Genomic DNA, 13,424 nt, shown 5'->3' on the forward strand with positions numbered 1-13,424 from the left:
CCATGTCAGTTGAGTAACGGGTCTTTTCAGCTGTTTTTCAGTTTTGTCACATCACCGTCAAATGAGGTCGCCGCCGGCTGCATGGTGAATTGAGGCCTGTACGCGCCGGGCCCGGGTGATATAGATCGCTGCCGAAGAGGATTGGACATGTCAGACGAACAGAACCGCATCACGACACTCGAGGAAATGGTCGCCCATCAGGCGAAGATCATCGAAGAGCTGTCCGACCAGATTGCGGAGCAATGGAAGGTCGTCGAGCAGACGCGCCAGAAGCTCGATCGGCTGACCGAGCGCTTCCTGACGCTGGAGGAACAGTCACTCGACGCGCCGGCCATTACAAAGCCGCCGCATTACTGATCTGCGCTGATACCTCGTTCACGTTTCGGTGTTTCACGCGGGCGTGTGTAACAAATGCGCCAGTCTTCCCGTATTTCCTTGTGACCGGAGCATCTACTATCTCGGTCGAGAGGAAATCATCATGAAGACTTTATCGACGGACATGATCCGCAACTATTCGGCACGCATCACGCGCTTCGCCGGTCTCACGGCCGCAGCGGTCCTTGTCGGCGGCATCGCGCTGCAATTTGTCAGCCGGGCTTCTGCTGAGGATGCGCGCGTTATTCCCGCACCGAGCGTGGACGAGAAGGCGGGCTCCGCCGGCACCGAGACCATCGTGCTTGCGGGCGGCTGCTTCTGGGGCGTGCAGGGTGTGTTCCAGCATGTCAACGGCGTGATCAGCGCCACCTCAGGCTATGCCGGCGGCGGCAAGGATGCCGCGCACTATGAATTGGTCAGCAATGGCGATACCGGCCATGCCGAATCCGTTCGCGTCGTCTTCGATCCGCACAAGGTCAGCTACGGACATCTGCTGCAGATCTATTTCTCCGTGGCGCATGATCCGACCGAGCTGAACTATCAGGGGCCGGATACCGGCACGCAATATCGTTCCGCTATCTTCCCGGCGACGCAGGAGCAGGCTGATGTCGCAAAGGCCTATATCGACCAGCTCAACAAGGCCAAGACCTTTGACGCCGCGATCGTCACCCGCATCGAGCCGGCCAGGCAGTTCTACGCCGCCGAGGATTATCATCAGGACTTCCTGACGACACATCCGACCTATCCCTATATCGTCATCAACGATCTGCCGAAGATCAAGAATCTTCAGCATCTCTTTCCCAAGGATTATCGCGCCGATCCGGTTCTGGTGACGGCCAGCGCCAATTGACCGATGTGGGATGAGCTGACCGGCGAGCGATGCCCGCCGGTCAGCTCCGCCTTGCAAGAAATGCTCGTTACTTGCGGCTTGTCTGGTGTATTGCTGACCCATCAGACATTCATCGAGAGTGCGTTTTGTCATGATCGTCCGCGACCGGCCGAATCTCTTCCAGCTTTTCTTCATCGTGCGCGGTTCGGTCATTCAGCGCATTCTGCCGCAGATCGTCGTCATCTTCCTGCTGTCGGCCCTCATTGTCTGGGGACATGAGGAGCGGCCGAACCTGGTCGTTTCCTTCAACGGCTCGTCGCTTTCCCTGCTCGGCATCGCGCTTTCGATCTTCCTCGGCTTCCGCAACAATGCCGCCTATGACCGCTGGTGGGAGGGGCGTCGCGACTGGGGCCAGCTCGTCTATGTCGCGCGCGGCTTTGCCCGTCAGACATTGATCCTTGAAGCGGGCGGTGAGGCCGGTATCGCAGCGCGAAAGACCCTGCTGCGCCTGACCATGGCCTTTGCGCAGGCACTGGTCTGCCTTCTCCGGCCGGGCAGTGACGACAGCAAGGTGATGCGGCTTTTGACCTCGAGCGAGGCTGAATTCTATCACGCCGCGCAGAACCGACCCGATCTCATCCTGCGCCTGATGTCGGCCGATCTCGCACGTCTGAAAGCAAGCGGCGCGATTTCGGATATCCAGTATCAGATGCTGGATATCAGTGTCGGCCAGATGGGTGCGGTCCAGGCCGCCTGCGAGCGCATCCGCAATACGCCGCTGCCGTTCGGCTATACGCTGCTCCTGCATCGCACCGCCTATCTCTTCTGCTTCCTGCTGCCGTTCGGCTTCGTCGATACCCTCGGCTGGGGCTCGCCCTTCGTCACCGCTCTCATCGCCTATACTTTCTTCGGGCTCGATGCGCTGGGCGACGAGCTGGAGGATCCTTTCGGCCATCGTCCGAACGCGCTCGCCATCGGCGCTCTTGCCGATACGATCGAGATCAATCTGCGTGAAGCGCTCGGCGAAACCGATCTGCCGCCGCTGCCGCAGCCCCAGGATTTCGTGCTGATGTAGGCCATCGGCAAAAAATTTCGAAAAGCCATGGAATAGAATCCGGAGTGCTTCCGTATATAGGTGTATGGATCGCAAAGGACGCACATTCGATGTTTTGGGGCAGCTCGGTTCGCTGAGACGTTACGCCCGCTCGCTCGTGCGCAATGCGGACGAGGCCGAAGATCTGGTGCATGACGCGCTGGTCAAGGCATATGAGCGCAAGGCCTCTTTCCGTCACAGCGGCAACCTGCGCACCTGGCTTTTGTCGATCCTGCACAATGTGCATATCGACCGCCTGCGCCAGAAGAAATCGCTAAACCGTCGCCATGAAGAGGCGGCGGCCGAGCTTGAAACAGCATTGCCCGCGTCCCAGGACCATACGGTTCGTCTGAGCCAGGTACGCGAGGCCTTCTTCAGTCTGCCCGAGGAACAGCGCGAGGCGCTGCACCTCGTGGCGATCGAAGATCTTTCCTACCAGGAAGCGGCGTCCGCGCTCGGCATTCCTGTCGGCACACTGATGTCCCGCATTTCGCGGGCCCGGGCGAGCCTGCGCAATTTCGAGGAGGCTACCTCCAAGGTTTCACATCTCAGGCTGATCGAGGGAGGCGGAAATGAAAACGGTTGATCCGATCATCGATACCGATCTCGATGCCTATGTCGATGGCGAGCTGTCGGTTGCGCGCCGTGTCGAGGTGGAGTCCTATCTCTCGGAGCGTCCGGAGATCGCCGCCAAGGTGATGGCGGATATGAGCATCCGTGGCGAGCTGCGCATGGCCTTGGCCGGCGAGAGCCATGTGCTCAGGGCCGAGACCCGCGAGGCCGCAAGGCGGCTGGAGCGCGGACTGGTCTATGGACGCATGCTGGCATCTTTCCAGCGGGTTGCAGCCGTTGCCGTGCTGGTGGCGAGCGGCTGGGTGGCGCATACGTCCTTCGGCGCGTTCACCGCGAGCGAAGTCAGCGCCTCCACACGGCCACCGGCTTTCGTCGACGACGCGGTGCAGGCCTACAAGACGACGGCCATGCGCGAAGAGATCAAGCCGCAATCGGCGGCCACGAATTACAATCCGGAAGAAATCCGCGCATCGACGGCGATCGTCCTGCCGGAACTTCCGGGTGACTGGCGCGTCACCGATGCCCAGATCTATCCGTCCGAATTCGGTCCGAGCGTCGAAATGATGGTCGATGCTGGCAAGGACGGTCACTTGTCACTTTTCGCCGTTCGTCCGGGGAGTTTCGCCGTCAAGGACGTCAGTCACATCAAGCGTGACGATGTTCAGGCTGCCTATTGGCAGATCGGTGAAGTTGCCTATGCGCTGATCGGCAATGGCCAGGCGGCGCAGCTCGACGGCGATGCCGAAAAGCTTGCCCGCAGCCTGTACTAGTTCGAATTAAAGGAGAACGAGCATGAACCCGACCAATCCGCGATACGGCGCGGGAGCCGCCGCCGGCTCGCAGGCGCTCTTCGATGAAGGTCTGCGTCAGCACATGCTGCGCGTCTACAACTACATGGGCATTGGCCTCGTGCTGACGGGTATCGTCGCCATGGTGGTCGGCACGACGCCGGCGCTCTATGTGCCGATCTTCCAAACGCCGCTGAAGTGGGTCGTCATGCTGGCGCCGCTCGCCTTCGTGTTCTTCTTCTCCTTCCGCATCCAGACCATGTCGGCAAGCACGGCGCAGATGATGTTCTGGGCCTTCTGCGCGGTCATGGGCCTGTCGCTGGCCTCGGTGTTCCTCGTCTTCACCGGCACGAGCATCGCGCGGACCTTCTTCATCGCTGCGACCATGTTCGGCGCGACGAGCCTCTACGGCTATACGACCAAGCGTGATCTTTCCAACATCGGCTCGTTCCTGATGATGGGCCTGTTCGGTGTGATCATCGCCAGCATCGTCAATATCTTCCTTGGCTCCAGCGCCCTGCAGTTCGCCATCTCGGTGATCGGTATCGTCGTCTTCGTCGGCCTGACCGCCTGGGATACGCAGAACATCAAGGAACAGTATGCCGAGAACCATGATCAGGAATCGCAGCAGAAGCTCGCCGTCTTCGGTGCCCTGTCGCTCTACCTGAACTTCGTCAACATCTTCCAGCTGCTGCTGAACCTCACCGGCGAACGGGAGTAGTTTTGAAATCACCGGCTTGGGCATGGTCGGACCCGAAAGGCACTCCACGCTTTTGGTGATCATGCTCGGGTTATGCGTCTCCCTGGGGGCTTGTTGAGACGCATGAAGCGCCTGCAGTATCTGCGCCGATACTGCAGGCGCAACTTTTTTGGGGGATTGGAAAACTGGAGTTGCGATCGAAGCGGCCGGCCCGTGGTGACGAGCAGCAAGATCTTCGTCGCACTATCGAGGATGGCAAGCCCACTCGATGAAGCACCGGTTTTGCAGCCATCTTCGCCGCAGCGCGGCAAGGGGAAAGGTGCCGGACTAAGAGAGCACCGGCTAAAAGAAAGGGCCCGATAGCGCTAGTCAGCTGCCATCGGGCCCTTGATCATTGAAGGTATGCGGCCCCACGTTTATCAGAGCCGTAACGTGGTCCTACCACTCGGCGACGCTGCCGTCCTCATGACGCCAGACGGGGTTGCGCCAGCGATGGCCTTCCTTGGCGCGCTCGATGACATAGGCTTCGTCCACCTCGATGCCGAGGCCCGGTCCCTGAGGAATGCTGACGAAGCCGTCGGCATACTGGAACACTTCCTTGTTGGAGATGTAGTCGAGGATATCATTGCCCTTGTTGTAGTGAATGCCGAGGCTCTGTTCCTGGATGAAGGCATTGTAGCTGACGGCATCGACCTGCAGGCAGGCGGCAAGCGCGATCGGCCCGAGCGGGCAATGCGGCGCCAGCGCCACGTCATAGGCTTCCGCCATGGCCGCAATCTTGCGGCATTCGGTGATGCCGCCGGCATGGGAAAGATCGGGCTGCAGAATATCGACATAGCCGTCCGACAGGACCTGCTTGAAATCCCAGCGTGAATAGAGGCGTTCGCCGAGCGCGATCGGCGTCGAGCAATGATTGGCGATTTCCTTCAATGCTTCGCGGTTTTCGGAGAGAACGGGCTCTTCGATGAACAGCAGCTTGTAGGGCTCAAGCTCCTTGGCCAGCACCTTGGCCATCGGGCGGTGGACGCGGCCGTGGAAGTCGACGCCGATGCCGATATAGGGGCCGATCGCCTCGCGGATGGTGGCGATGGTCTCGACCGCTTTCTCCACCTTGTCGTAGGTGTCGACGATCTGCATTTCCTCGCAACCATTCAGCTTGATCGCCTTGAAGCCACGGGCAACGACTTCCTTAGCATTGTTGGCGACGTCGGAGGGGCGGTCGCCGCCGATCCAGGAGTAGACCTTGATCTTGTCGCGCACCTGGCCGCCGAGCAGCGAGTGGATTGGCTGTCCGAGCGCCTTGCCCTTGATGTCCCAGAGTGCCTGGTCGATGCCGGCGATGGCGCTCATATGCACGGCGCCGCCGCGATAGAAGCCGGCGCGGTACATGACGTTCCAATGGTCTTCGATCAGGAAGGGATCCTTGCCGATGAGGTAATCTTCCAGCTCGTGCACGGCGGCCTGCACGGTCAGTGCCCGGCCTTCGACCACCGGCTCGCCCCAGCCGATAATGCCCTCATCCGTCTCGATCTTCAGGAACAGCCAGCGCGGCGGCACGATGTAGGTCGTCAGTTTCGTGATCTTCATGGGTAGGATTCCATTTCGGCTTTGGATGATATCAGCGGTTTGCAGCCGCGGATTTCGAGGTTTCTGGTTTGATCCGCCGGCCATCCTCCAGCCGTCGTTCGACGGCGAGATCGCGGGCGGCGAGATCGAGCATGCGATGGGCACAGTCGCGGGCTGCGGTGCGGTTGCGCAAACGCAGCGCCTCCACCAGCTCGCCATGAACGGTAATTGCCTCGTCGCGGCTGTGGGCGGCGACATTCGAGGCGTGCAGGGCATATTTGAGGCCGGCATGCATGGCGCTGGACAGGCGGCGGAACACCTGGTTGTGGCTGGCGCTCAGCAGCACCTTGTGAAAGGTCACATCGGCTTCGGTGAAGCCTTCCGGGTCGTCGCTGCTATCGCGCATCTGCCGCCAGGCATTGTCGAGATCGGCAATTTCCTGAGCGGTGGCACGTTCCGCGGCATATTCGGCGGCGGCCGGCTCGATGGTGCGGCGGGCCTCCAGAATGGAACCGAGGATGTCGAACTGCGCGATATGAGGACCCATCCACTCCAGCACGTCCTGATCAAGGATGTTCCAGTCGTCCTTGTCGCAGACCGTGGTGCCGATGCGCGGCTTGCCACGCACGAGGCCTTTCGATTCCAGTACCTTGAGGGATTCTCGGATGACCGTGCGGCTCACACCGTAAATCGTGCACAGGTCGTTTTCTCGCGGCAGGATCGATCCCGAGGGATAGCGCTCGGAGCAGATGTCTTCGGCGATCGACGCCGTCACGTTCCTGCGCACGCGCGGGCGGCGCGCGGGCTGGGCTGACGAGCCATGCTCCTGTCTTTCGAGCGATTCCACCCTATCTCCTCCACTCGACCCCGCATGTCCCCGGGGAGCCTTTCCCGACGAGAGGCAGGCGGGTCTTTCATGCAGCCGATGTCCGGTCAGGTTTGGCGACCATACTAAAATCAATATACTGTAATCATCATACATAGGCAATCATGTTGTATGATGATTTGAAAAGCTACGTGTTGTGGGCGGGAACAATCGGGCCCGCCGCGCTTTGTCGAAGACGGCGCCGTCCTGTTATGGCGGCGTCGTCTTCGACGGATAGAAGGACTATGGTGCCCGTGCGGCTGGCATGAATGCTTTTTGCCGCCGGATCATCGCGGGGAGGCGAGGATTACGCTTCCGAAGCTCATCTCAACGACAAGGAGGACGTTATGCAGATCAATCGCACAGGTTCGGCTCAATGGGCTGGTGGCTTGAAGGATGGCAAGGGCCAGATCTCAAAGCAGAGCGGCGCGCTCAATCATTACCCCTATGGTTTCGCCAGCCGCTTCGAAGGCGTCGCCGGCACCAATCCGGAAGAGCTGATCGGCGCTGCGCATGCCGGCTGCTTCACCATGGCCCTGTCGCTCATCCTCAATGAGGCCGGTTTCACCGCGGAGAGCATGGAAACGACGGCCAAGGTCACGCTTGAAAGCGTCGAAGGCGGCTTTGCCATCACCGCAATCCATCTGACGCTGACCGGCAAGGTTCCAGGCGCCGACGAGGCCACTTTCACCGAGCTTGCCAACAAGGCAAAGGCCGGTTGCCCGGTTTCGAAGGCGCTGGCTTCCGTTCCGATTTCGCTGGAAGTTCACGCCGCGTAAAACGGACTTTCACGGGTGTCGCGCCGCGCTGGATCGCGCGGCGCGCTTCATGTATATTAGCTATTCCGGGCATTGGGCTGTCATTTTCATCAGGATGAAATGCCCGATGAGAGGGGCAAAAATGTCTGGAATTTTGTTGATTCACGTCGTCATAAGCCTGATCGCTATCATCAGCGGCATTATCGTTGCTGCGGGTTTTCTCACCGCCGATCCTCATGGACGGTCGACGCTGGTCTATATGGTCACGACCATTCTCACCAGCCTGACGGGTTTTCTCTTTCCGTTTCATGTCGTTACGCCGGCGATCATCGTTGGCAGTCTCTGCGTTCTCATCTTCATACCGACCGCACTGGCGCGCTACCGCTTTCATCTTGCCGGCATCTGGCGTCCGGTCTTCATCATCGGCGCCATGGTGCTCCTGTTTTTCAACTGTCTCGTGCTGATCATCCAGTCGTTCCAGAAGATACCCGTGCTCAACGCACTGGCACCGAATGGCAACGAGCCGCCGATACTGGCCGCCCAGGTGGCGCTGCTGGTGGCCTGTGTGCTTGTCGGCTATTTCAGTATCCGCCGCTTCCGCCCCACGCTTCTGGGCGTCTGATCTCGGGCTAAAGGCTCCTGCGACAAAATGTCGGACACATCCGGTCGTTCGGTCGGGCGTGTTGTCGATGATTTAACCCTTGTTTCAGGTTGTTCGGCGCATCCTTGGTTTATTGATTAGCGTCTAAAAACCGCCTGCAGTTGCGGGTGGTTTCTTGACATGGACGTCATGATGATTTACGAGTGACGAAAATTGAAAATCGTCACTCGTAAATCATCAGGTTCTAATTATGCTCGATCTTCCCGATATCAGCGCCGATCCAGCGCGAGAGGAAAACATCGCGCGCATTCTCGAAGCGGCCGAAAGGCTCTTTCGCTACTACGGCTACAGCAAGACGACCGTTGCCGATATCGCTCGCGATCTCGGCATGTCGACGGCGAACATCTACCGGTTTTTCGGCTCCAAAATCGAAATTCACCAGGCTCTGTGCGGGCGCATGTTGGGGCAGAGCTACGAGATGGCCCTCAATATCCGCAATCAGCCGATCAGCGCATCCGAGCGGCTGCGAACCTATGTGCTCGCTCAATACAAGATGACGCTGGAGACCATGCTCGACGAGCAGAAGGTCCATGAGATGGTAGTCATTGCCATCGAGCGGGACTGGCATGTCATCGAAAAGCATATCGAGCGTATTCAGGATCTTATTGCCGAGATCATCGCCGAAGGGATCGCTGCCGGCGAGTTCGTCGAGCAGGATCCGGTTGTTGCGGCGAGGTGTTTCGCTGCCGCGACCGTCGATCTCTGTCATCCGCAGATGGTGGCGCAATGCCTTGCCAAGCCATACCAGGCCAAGCCCGAGGATCTCGTCGAGTTCGTCATCAGGGCATTGAAGAAATAGCAGTTCGTGCGCCGGATGGCCGGCGTGCCCCCACTCTTTTGTTCGACTTTAGGAGAGCGACATGGTTTCGCTGACGACCAACACCCTACGGACCGTTGCCGGCGCGGCTTTCTTTGCCGCCTTGGGGCTCGGGCTTGCGGGCTGCAATGAGAAGAAGGAAGAGGCGGCGGAGGTGGTCCGGCCGGTAAAAGTGGTCGAGATCGCTCAGGCTGACACGACACGCAAGCTCGACTATTCCGGCTCCGTCAAGGCGCGGACAGACATGAACCTCGGTTTCCGCGTCAGCGGCAAGATCGTCGAGCGCAAGGTGGATATCGGCCAGAAGGTCAAGCCCGGCGATGTGCTCGCCCGCATCGACTCCACCGACTACGTTCTGGCGGTGCGCCGCTCGCAGGCGGACCTGGATTCGGCTGAAAAGCAGGTCCAGACGACCGAGCTTGCCCGCGACCGTGCCCAGAAGCTCTTCGACAAGAACGTCGGCTCCAAATCGCAGCTCGAACAGGCCGAGCTCTCCTATGATCAGGCGTCCTCGACACGGGATTCCGCAGTGTCGGCGCTCGCCGAGGCGAAGAACCAGGTCGCCTACAGCGATCTGACGTCGGACATGAACGGGATCGTGACGACAATCAATGCCGATGTCGGCCAGGTGGTCAGTTCCGGCACACCTGTCATCACCGTCGCCGTCGATGGCGAAAAGGAAGTGCTGATCGCTGTGCCGGAAATGGATATCGCGCAGTTCAAGGTCGGCAAGGCCGTCAAGGCGCGCTTCTGGTCCGACGACGCGCTGGTGCTTGACGGCAAGGTGCGGGAAGTGTCCGGCAGCGCCGATCAGTCGCGCACCTTCGCGGTGCGTGTGAGCCTGCCGGCCGATCAGCGCGTGTTGCTCGGCATGACGGCGACCATCGAGGCGCTCGCCGACAACACCCAACCCTATGTTTCCATTCCGCTGAGCGCCCTTGCCCAGAAGGATGGGCAACAGATCGTCTGGCTTGTCGACCGCAATGCCGGCACCGTGCATTCCCGTGCCATCAAAGTCGCCGATTTCGCCGATGACGGCGTGCGCATTGCCGATGGCCTCAAGACCGGCGACGTCGTCGTCGCGGCGGGCACGCAATTCATGACTGAGAACATGAAGGTCAAGCTTCCGGCTGCTCCAGCTCAGCAGGCCTCCGCAGACACCAATTCCGCTTCGGCGGACGTCGTACGCTGACCCGGATCGAGAGGGCGAAACCATGTCCATCAACAACACTTCCGGTGGGAAGCAGCGGTTCAACCTGTCGCGCTGGGCGATCGGCCATCCGAGCATTGCGCGGTTCCTGTTCGGTCTCATCATCATCGCAGGCGCGCTCGGCCTGACCCACATGGGTCAGAAGGAAGATCCGGATTTCACCTTCCGTGTCATGGTCGTTCAGACCGTATGGCCCGGTGCTTCCCTGCAGGACATGGAAGACCAGGTGGTCAACAAGATCGAGCGCAAGCTGCAGGAAACGCCGCATCTCGACTGGGTCAAATCCTATACCCGCGCCGGCTTTGCCATCACCACCGTCCAGATCAAGGGCGACACCAATACGGCCGAGGTGAAGGACGCCTTCTACCAGATCCGCAAGAAGGTCGGCGATATCGGCAACGAACTGCCCTCCGGCTTGCTTGGCCCTTATTTCAACGATGAGTTCGGCGACACCTTCATCACGCTGCATTCGATCAGCGGCGACGGCTATTCCTATCCGGAGCTGAAGAAATTCGCCATCCAGGCGCGTGATATGCTGCTCTCGACACCCGGTGTCGAGAAGGCCACCATCATCGGCGACCAGGCCGAGCAGATCTATATCGATGTCTCCTCCAAGGTACTGGCTGAGAGCGGCTTGACGCTCAACGACCTGAAGAATGCCGTCGTCGGCCAGAACAATGTCGATCCGGCTGGCAACGTCGATACCAGCACACGCTCGGTGCGCATCTCCGTCGAGGGTGATGTCAACAGGATCGAAGACATCAAGAACCTGCGGCTGACCGCAGGCGGCCAGGTGACACGCCTCGGCGATATCGCCACCGTCACGGCCGGGCTACAGGACCCTTATACCGCCAAGTTCCTCTACAACGGTCACGCCAGCGTGCAGCTCGGCGTCGTCATGGCCAACGGTTACAAGGTGACCGATGTCGGCAAGTCGGTGGAGGAAACCTACAAGCGCTTCGAGGCCTCGCTGCCGGTCGGCGTTCAGGTCGACCAGATCGCCAATCAGCCCGATGTCGTCACCGACGCGATCAGCGAATTCATGCATGCGCTCGGCGAAGCTCTCGTCATTGTGCTGATCGTCTCGTTCCTGTCGATTGGCTGGCGCTCGGGCCTCGTGATCGCCATCGCCATTCCGCTGGTGCTGGCCGCAACCTTCGCCATCATGTATGAGTTCGGCATCGACCTGCAGCGCATCTCGCTCGGAGCGCTCATCATCGCACTCGGTTTGCTGGTCGACGACGCCATGATCGTGGTCGAGCTCATGGAGCGCAAGCTGGAGGAGGGGCTGGTGAAGCTCGATGCCGCCAGCTTCGCCTATTCCTCGACTGCTTTCCCGATGCTGACCGGCACGCTGATCACCACGGCAGGCTTCATTCCCGTCGGCTTCGCGGCATCGACGGCGGGCGAATATGTCCGTTCGCTCTTTTATGTCGTCGGCATCGCGCTGGTGGTGTCCTGGTTCGTGGCCGTCTATTTCACGCCATGGCTCGGCTACATGATCCTCAAGCAGCGGCACCATGCCGGCGAGCATCATGATGTGTTTGATACGCGCTTCTATCGCCGCCTGCACTCCTCGGTCGCCTGGGCCGTGCGCCACCGCGTCATCGTTCTGCTTCTGACGATCGCCGCCTTCGTCGGCAGCCTCTGGTCGTTCCAGTTCATTCCGCAGAACTTCTTCCCGCAGTCGTCGCGTCCTGAAATTCTCGTCGACCTGTGGCTGCCTGAGGGCACCAGCATCAAGGAAGTGGAGCGACAGGCGCAGGCACTGGAATCGCGCATGGCCGACGATCCGGACAAGCGCTTCATCGCCACTTATGTCGGGCAGGGCGCACCGCGCTTCTTCCTGCCGCTCGACCAGCAGCTCACCAATCCGAACTATGCCCAGATGCTGGTCATGGCCAAGGATGAGCCGGCACGCGAGCGTCTGATCACCAAGCTGCGTGGTATTCTGGCTGCCGACTTCCCGTCCGTCCGTGGCAAGGTCGACCGCCTGTTCCTCGGTCCGCCGACTGGCTGGCCCGTACAGCTGCGCGTCATGGGTCCGGACCGGCAGGAGGTTCGCCATATCGCCGACCAGGTGAAGCAGCGCTTCGCCCAGAACCCGCTGCTCGGTGCCATCCACGACGACTGGCTCGAGCCGGTGCCGGCGATGAAGCTGGTGATCGACCAGGACCGCGCCCGTGTGCTCGGCGTTACCTCGCAGCGCATTCGCCAGATGCTGCAGGCCTCGATGTCCGGCTTCACGCTCGACAATTATCGCGAAGGCGAAGAGACCGTCGGGATCGTTGCCCGCGAGCCGGACGCAAGCCGCCATCTGCTGACCTCGGTCAATTCCATCTATATCCCGACGGATAGCGGTGGGTTCGTGCCGCTGTCGCAGGTCGCCAAGATCGTGCCTGTCATGGAGCAGAGCATAGAATGGCGGCGCGACCGTCTGCCGACCATCACCGTGCGGGCGACCTTGCCTGACGATGTGCAGTCGAACGACGTGACCGCCAAGCTCTACAACGACATGGCGGATCTCAGAAACAGCTTGCCTGCCGGCTACAAGATCGAGATCCAGGGCGGTGCCGAAGACAGCGCCGAGAGCCAGGCCTCGATCGCCGCCAAGGCGCCGATCATGCTCGTCATCATCGTCGTATTGCTGATGATACAGCTGCAGCACTTCGGCAAGGCGATGCTGGTGCTGGCGACCGGTCCGCTCGGCATCATCGGGGCTGCCGCGGCTCTGCTCATCAGCGGCGCGCCCTTCGGCTTCGTGGCGATCCTCGGCGTCATCGCGCTGCTCGGCATCATCATTCGCAACTCGATCATCCTCGTCGACCAGATCGACCAGGATATCGCGGCGGGCATGGACCGGAAGGAGGCGATCATCGGCTCGGCCGTCCGTCGTTTCCGGCCGATCATGCTGACCGCGCTGACGGCGGTGCTCGCGCTGATCCCGATCTCGCGTGGTGTCTTCTGGGGCCCGCTCGCCTACGCCATGATGGGTGGTATCCTGGTGGCGACGATCCTGACAATCTTCGTCCTGCCTGCCGGCTATGCCTTGTTCTTCGGTCGCGAGCCGAAGAACAAGTCGGCGGAGCCACCGGTGAAGAATCAGGTCGAGGACAGTGACGAGAACGCTCTCCACCTGCCGCCATCCATGGCGGCGGAATAAGGGGCGTCAGTCTAAGTCTGACTCCC

Annotated in this window: 13 protein-coding genes; 11 read left to right on the top strand and 2 right to left on the bottom strand. The window is 60.4% G+C overall.

Going from position 1 to position 13,424, the window contains the following annotated elements; all coding sequences use genetic code 11:
- Positions 1-147: 147 nt before the first annotated feature.
- The 6 genes from A6U86_RS20070 (at position 148) to A6U86_RS20095 (ending at position 4,379) form a co-directional block, all read left to right on the top strand.
- The gene (locus A6U86_RS20070; RefSeq protein ID WP_068394732.1) at positions 148-357 is read left to right on the top strand and encodes a SlyX family protein; all 210 of its coding nucleotides are present in this window, start codon (positions 148-150) and stop codon (positions 355-357) included.
- 121 nt (positions 358-478) lie between these two features.
- Entirely contained in the window at positions 479-1,225 is a 747-nt protein-coding gene (gene msrA, locus A6U86_RS20075; RefSeq protein WP_083196918.1) for a peptide-methionine (S)-S-oxide reductase MsrA, read from the top strand.
- 130 nt (positions 1,226-1,355) lie between these two features.
- A complete protein-coding gene (locus A6U86_RS20080) occupies positions 1,356-2,279 on the top strand; it encodes a bestrophin family protein (RefSeq protein WP_068394734.1) in 924 nt (307 codons plus the stop codon).
- 64 nt (positions 2,280-2,343) lie between these two features.
- Positions 2,344-2,883 (top strand): sigma-70 family RNA polymerase sigma factor, encoded by a 540-nt coding sequence (locus A6U86_RS20085; RefSeq protein ID WP_068394735.1) that lies wholly within the window; start codon positions 2,344-2,346, stop codon positions 2,881-2,883.
- Positions 2,870-3,640, top strand: a complete 771-nt coding sequence (locus A6U86_RS20090; RefSeq protein ID WP_068394736.1) for an anti-sigma factor — start codon at positions 2,870-2,872, stop codon at positions 3,638-3,640. The genes A6U86_RS20085 and A6U86_RS20090 overlap by 14 nt, the downstream gene beginning before the upstream one ends.
- Positions 3,641-3,662: 22 nt before the next feature.
- Complete coding sequence (locus A6U86_RS20095) at positions 3,663-4,379, top strand: Bax inhibitor-1/YccA family protein (RefSeq protein WP_068394737.1); 717 nt, start codon at positions 3,663-3,665, stop codon at positions 4,377-4,379.
- A 417-nt stretch (positions 4,380-4,796) separates the two neighbouring features.
- On the opposite strand, the gene dgoD is transcribed toward A6U86_RS20095, so the two are convergent.
- Together dgoD and A6U86_RS20105 are read right to left on the bottom strand one after the other, a co-directional pair.
- On the bottom strand, positions 4,797-5,945 hold the full coding sequence (dgoD, locus tag A6U86_RS20100; protein WP_068394738.1) for a galactonate dehydratase: 1,149 nt from the start codon (positions 5,943-5,945) through the stop codon (positions 4,797-4,799).
- 31 nt (positions 5,946-5,976) lie between these two features.
- On the bottom strand, positions 5,977-6,771 hold the full coding sequence (locus A6U86_RS20105) for a FadR/GntR family transcriptional regulator (RefSeq protein WP_068394739.1): 795 nt from the start codon (positions 6,769-6,771) through the stop codon (positions 5,977-5,979).
- Positions 6,772-7,136: 365 nt separating this feature from the next.
- Between A6U86_RS20105 and A6U86_RS20110 the strand changes: the two genes are divergently transcribed.
- The 5 genes from A6U86_RS20110 (at position 7,137) to A6U86_RS20130 (ending at position 13,398) form a co-directional block, all read left to right on the top strand.
- On the top strand, positions 7,137-7,568 hold the full coding sequence (locus A6U86_RS20110) for an OsmC family protein (protein WP_068394774.1): 432 nt from the start codon (positions 7,137-7,139) through the stop codon (positions 7,566-7,568).
- Positions 7,569-7,689: 121 nt separating this feature from the next.
- The gene (locus A6U86_RS20115; RefSeq protein WP_068394740.1) at positions 7,690-8,169 is read left to right on the top strand and encodes a hypothetical protein; all 480 of its coding nucleotides are present in this window, start codon (positions 7,690-7,692) and stop codon (positions 8,167-8,169) included.
- A gap of 229 nt (positions 8,170-8,398) precedes the next feature.
- Positions 8,399-9,007 carry a TetR family transcriptional regulator gene (locus A6U86_RS20120; RefSeq protein WP_068394741.1) on the top strand — a complete coding sequence of 203 codons (609 nt, stop codon included), beginning with the start codon at positions 8,399-8,401 and terminating at the stop codon, positions 9,005-9,007.
- 61 nt (positions 9,008-9,068) lie between these two features.
- On the top strand, positions 9,069-10,217 hold the full coding sequence (locus A6U86_RS20125; protein WP_068394742.1) for an efflux RND transporter periplasmic adaptor subunit: 1,149 nt from the start codon (positions 9,069-9,071) through the stop codon (positions 10,215-10,217).
- A 22-nt stretch (positions 10,218-10,239) separates the two neighbouring features.
- The gene (locus A6U86_RS20130; RefSeq protein WP_068394743.1) at positions 10,240-13,398 is read left to right on the top strand and encodes an efflux RND transporter permease subunit; all 3,159 of its coding nucleotides are present in this window, start codon (positions 10,240-10,242) and stop codon (positions 13,396-13,398) included.
- Positions 13,399-13,424 lie beyond the last annotated feature (26 nt).

The sequence above is a fragment of the Rhizobium sp. AC27/96 genome (assembly GCF_001692325.1).
Classification (GTDB): domain Bacteria; phylum Pseudomonadota; class Alphaproteobacteria; order Rhizobiales; family Rhizobiaceae; genus Rhizobium.

Bases quoted from the DNA above. Each gene is read 5' to 3' on its own strand.
- A6U86_RS20085 (WP_068394735.1), top strand. From the start codon at position 2,344: ATGGATCGCAAAGGACGCACATTCGATGTTTTGGGGCAGCTCGGTTCG.
- A6U86_RS20125 (WP_068394742.1), top strand. From the start codon at position 9,069: ATGGTTTCGCTGACGACCAACACCCTACGGACCGTTGCCGGCGCGGCT.
- A6U86_RS20115 (WP_068394740.1), top strand. From the start codon at position 7,690: ATGTCTGGAATTTTGTTGATTCACGTCGTCATAAGCCTGATCGCTATC.
- dgoD (WP_068394738.1), bottom strand. From the start codon at position 5,945: ATGAAGATCACGAAACTGACGACCTACATCGTGCCGCCGCGCTGGCTG.
- A6U86_RS20120 (WP_068394741.1), top strand. From the start codon at position 8,399: ATGCTCGATCTTCCCGATATCAGCGCCGATCCAGCGCGAGAGGAAAAC.
- msrA (WP_083196918.1), top strand. From the start codon at position 479: ATGAAGACTTTATCGACGGACATGATCCGCAACTATTCGGCACGCATC.
- A6U86_RS20130 (WP_068394743.1), top strand. From the start codon at position 10,240: ATGTCCATCAACAACACTTCCGGTGGGAAGCAGCGGTTCAACCTGTCG.
- A6U86_RS20090 (WP_068394736.1), top strand. From the start codon at position 2,870: ATGAAAACGGTTGATCCGATCATCGATACCGATCTCGATGCCTATGTC.
- A6U86_RS20110 (WP_068394774.1), top strand. From the start codon at position 7,137: ATGCAGATCAATCGCACAGGTTCGGCTCAATGGGCTGGTGGCTTGAAG.
- A6U86_RS20070 (WP_068394732.1), top strand. From the start codon at position 148: ATGTCAGACGAACAGAACCGCATCACGACACTCGAGGAAATGGTCGCC.
- A6U86_RS20095 (WP_068394737.1), top strand. From the start codon at position 3,663: ATGAACCCGACCAATCCGCGATACGGCGCGGGAGCCGCCGCCGGCTCG.
- A6U86_RS20080 (WP_068394734.1), top strand. From the start codon at position 1,356: ATGATCGTCCGCGACCGGCCGAATCTCTTCCAGCTTTTCTTCATCGTG.